Origin of the sequence: Streptomyces sp. (assembly GCF_031178505.1) — a bacterium.
Taxonomy (GTDB): domain Bacteria; phylum Actinomycetota; class Actinomycetes; order Streptomycetales; family Streptomycetaceae; genus Streptomyces; species Streptomyces gulbargensis.
Genome location: NZ_JAPSIW010000910.1, coordinates 1 through 2408 on the forward strand (window position 1 = coordinate 1; position 2408 = coordinate 2408).

General features: G+C 68.7%; 3 protein-coding genes and 1 pseudogene. 2 read left to right on the forward strand and 2 right to left on the reverse strand.

Annotated elements, in window-relative coordinates:
- Positions 1-166 precede the first annotated feature (166 nt).
- The gene (locus tag RIF68_RS34310; RefSeq protein WP_309055384.1) at positions 167-1042 is read right to left on the reverse strand and encodes a sigma-70 family RNA polymerase sigma factor; all 876 of its coding nucleotides are present in this window, start codon (positions 1040-1042) and stop codon (positions 167-169) included.
- Between the two features lie 88 nt (positions 1043-1130).
- Between RIF68_RS34310 and RIF68_RS34315 the strand changes: the two genes are divergently transcribed.
- Positions 1131-1589, forward strand: a complete 459-nt coding sequence (locus tag RIF68_RS34315; RefSeq protein WP_309055387.1) for a carboxymuconolactone decarboxylase family protein — start codon at positions 1131-1133, stop codon at positions 1587-1589.
- 137 nt (positions 1590-1726) lie between these two features.
- Positions 1727-1906 (forward strand): annotated as a pseudogene (locus RIF68_RS34320) (ADP-ribosylglycohydrolase family protein); the annotation flags it as partial.
- Positions 1907-1913: 7 nt separating this feature from the next.
- Here RIF68_RS34320 and RIF68_RS34325 read toward each other — a convergent pair.
- A partial coding sequence (locus tag RIF68_RS34325; RefSeq protein WP_309055388.1) for a hypothetical protein occupies positions 1914-2408 on the reverse strand: 495 nt, incomplete at its 5' end.

Here is a 2408-nt window from a genome sequence, read left to right on the forward strand (position 1 = left end):
GCGGGCCTGGACGAGCAGAGCCCGGGGCGGGCGGGGCCGGCAGGGGGCGGTGATCATTACTTTGCCGACGCCTGCGGCCTTGGCTGTCCGAAGCATGAGGTCGCGGTTTGTCGTGGACCTGCTGGCGATCTGGCATGGAGGAGGGGCGGTCATAGCGGGTAGAGAGTCACACCGGTTCCGGGAGGTTCATGAGCGCGAGGGCGGCCGGGTCGACCACGGCGGTGATCTCGGTGATGCGGCCGTCGGCGACGGTGAAGGCGAGCACGGACAGCGGGGTGCCGTCCTCGTTCCACGCGAGGACACCGGGGCGCCCGTTGACGGTCGCTGCACGTCCGCGTGCCGCGCCGCCGACCACCCGGGCGCGGCCGGCGACCTCGGTGGCTCCGATCGTGACGAACCGTCCGCCAGGAGCGTGGACGGTGAACTCCACCTCGGGGTGGAGGACTTCCAGCAGTCGGCTGAACCGGCCCTCGCGGGCAGCCGCCAAGAACGCGGCGACCACCTCCAGTTGCTGCTGTCGATGGCCGGCCGAGTGCTGTGCTGCCTGCACTTTCCGACGGGCGCGGCTGGTGAGCATCTTGGTCGCGTCGGTGGACCTGCCGAGGATGGTGCCGATCTCCCCGTGCGGCACGGCGAACACGTCGTGCAACACGAACGCCAGGCGCTCGTCGGGGCGCAGTGAGTCCAGGACCGTCAGCAGCGCCAGGCCCACCGAGTCGCCCAGGGCCACATGCTCTTCCGGAGTCGGACCGTCGTCGAGCGTCACCGTGAGTTCGGAGAGCTGGTCGTCGAGGGGGACTGTCGGGCGCGTGCGGCGTGAGCGTAGGAGATCGAGGCTGATGCGGCCGACCACGGTGGTCAGCCAGCCGCCGAGATTGTCGATGGCGTCGGCGTCCTGCCGAGACAAGCGCAGCCACGCCTCCTGGACCGCGTCGTCCGCGTCGGCGTGTGAGCCGAGCACTCGGTAGGCCACGGACGTGAGCCGGGCGCGGTGCGACTCGAAGGCCTCGGCGATCGGATCGGCGGGATGAGCGCCGGACATGGTGTTACCTCCCTGGCAGGTGCTCCGTCATAGGGGGTGACGGGCGCCGGCCCGGCAAGGTAACCCCGACCAAGGAGAGCATCCTGCCATGCAGAACCGACTGAAGAACAAGAACACCATCAACCCCGACGTGTGGAAGGCGGTCGGGCACCTGCAGAAGGCGATCGCCGCCGGGGGTGTCGACCCGAAGCTGCTCGCGCTGGTCCACCTGCGCGCCAGCCAGATCAACAGCTGCTCGGCGTGCGTCTACGCCAGTGTCGCCGGTGGGAACAAGGCCGGTGACACCGACGAGCGGCTGCACAACGTAGCGGCGTGGCGTGAGGCCCCGTTCTACACCGATGCGGAGCGTGCGGCACTGGCGCTGGCCGAGGCCGCCACCCGGCTCCAGGACGGTGCGGAGGGAGTCACCGACGAACTCTGGAACGAGGTCAACGCCCATTTCACCGAGGAGCAGATCGGCGCGATCAACCTGGAGATCGCGCTGACCAACTTCTTCAACAGGATCAACCGCACCATCAAGGAACCAGCGGGCCAGACCTGGGGCTGAGCCCAGCGTGTCTCATACCCATGGTGTCTCAGGCCGTGCGCCTGCGTGGACAAGGCACGCTGACCGACGATGACTCGGGCAGCCACAGAGGAAACAGGGCCGCACGTCCGTCGGCACGGCACGGATAGCCTGCATGAATGAAGCGGATGCAGCGGGTCGCTGGCATGGTCGTCGGCTCGGCGGTGGGTGACGCTCTCGGCGGACCGTTCGAGTTCGGTCCCCCGGGAGTGTTCTCCGCGCGGTTTCCCGCGCCTGGTGGCGGTGGTGAGATGTGTGGAGGCGGTGGCTGGGACCCCGGTGAGGCGACAGACGACACACCGCGGGTCAGCCGCCATGGAGGCCCCACTCGTCAAGTCCACCATAGATGTGTGCTTCGAGGCATTGCGGGGCGTCAAGGCCCACGGCCTCACCCCGGTATACGGCGATAAGGGAGTCCGCGCCCCGCCACCAAGAGTCCGTCACACCTTGTACTTCGGGGACCGGCTCGAACTCGCCGAGATCCAGTGCGTCGACGGCCTTGCGCGTGACCCTTGTGACGGTCGTGGCCCAGCGGCGGGCATGAGCGGCGAGCGCCAGGGATTCCACCCATCCGTCAGTGCTGGCATGCAGGGGCGTCCAGCGGTAGGCGTCGATGCCGAACGCTCCGTCGGGGCCGATCATGAAGCTGTAGGCCATGGACACCTGGCAGTCTGCTCCCGGGAACGACCAGCCTTCTGCGGGCTTCTCTTCGGGGCAGTCGGCGTCCAGGATGCGCGGACCACCCTCATAGAAAGGGGCCGGCGGCAGGGCGAGGCCGCCCCAGCGGTCCTGGAAAGCAGT

What these genes read in the sequence shown, in the direction of transcription:
- RIF68_RS34310 (WP_309055384.1), bottom strand. Translation starts at nt 1,042, where the DNA reads ATGTCCGGCGCTCATCCCGCCGATCCGATCGCCGAGGCCTTCGAGTCG.
- RIF68_RS34315 (WP_309055387.1), top strand. Translation starts at nt 1,131, where the DNA reads ATGCAGAACCGACTGAAGAACAAGAACACCATCAACCCCGACGTGTGG.